This is a genomic window from Brucella grignonensis, assembly GCF_002252505.1.
Taxonomy (GTDB): Bacteria; Pseudomonadota; Alphaproteobacteria; order Rhizobiales; family Rhizobiaceae; genus Brucella; species Brucella grignonensis.
In genome coordinates this window covers 1-416 of record NZ_NNRL01000005.1, presented here as the reverse complement: position 1 = coordinate 416, position 416 = coordinate 1, and the positions used below count along the sequence as shown (strand labels likewise).

Below are 416 nucleotides of genomic sequence, written 5' to 3'. Positions count from 1 at the left end.
CATTGAAGGGCAATGCGATGAGAACGGGCATCGGGGCAGCAGCGCTGGAGGCACCGTTGAGGGGTGGTTGATCGCCGTCTGCGGGATTTCGCATGCGTTGTCCTTTCGCGGTGAGCGTCATTGTACCTGAAACTGGGAGAATGAGAATCGGCAGAGTTCGATTGATGCAAGAAGAACCCCGACGAACAGCAAGTCGGTGAAAACCGCAGGAGCAACCGAACGCAGCCTTACGCGTGAAGAGGAGACTATGCCGATGATGACCGCAGGAACCGAAAAACCATGAGCCGGCATATCCGCATGAGCGGGATTGATGTCGATGTCGCAGATGCTGTGTTCGACGACCGGTTGGCGGATGCCTATTCGAATCGGGAACACCCCCTTTGCCTCTGTCAGGCGGGCGGCGTGCCGATGTATAT

Annotated in this window: 1 protein-coding gene; it reads right to left on the bottom strand. The window is 57.0% G+C overall.

Going from position 1 to position 416, the window contains the following annotated elements; translation table 11 throughout:
• Positions 1-117 precede the first annotated feature (117 nt).
• Positions 118-416, bottom strand: a 299-nt coding sequence (locus CEV33_RS24645; RefSeq protein ID WP_328588537.1) for a hypothetical protein, incomplete at its 5' end; no start/stop codon positions are given.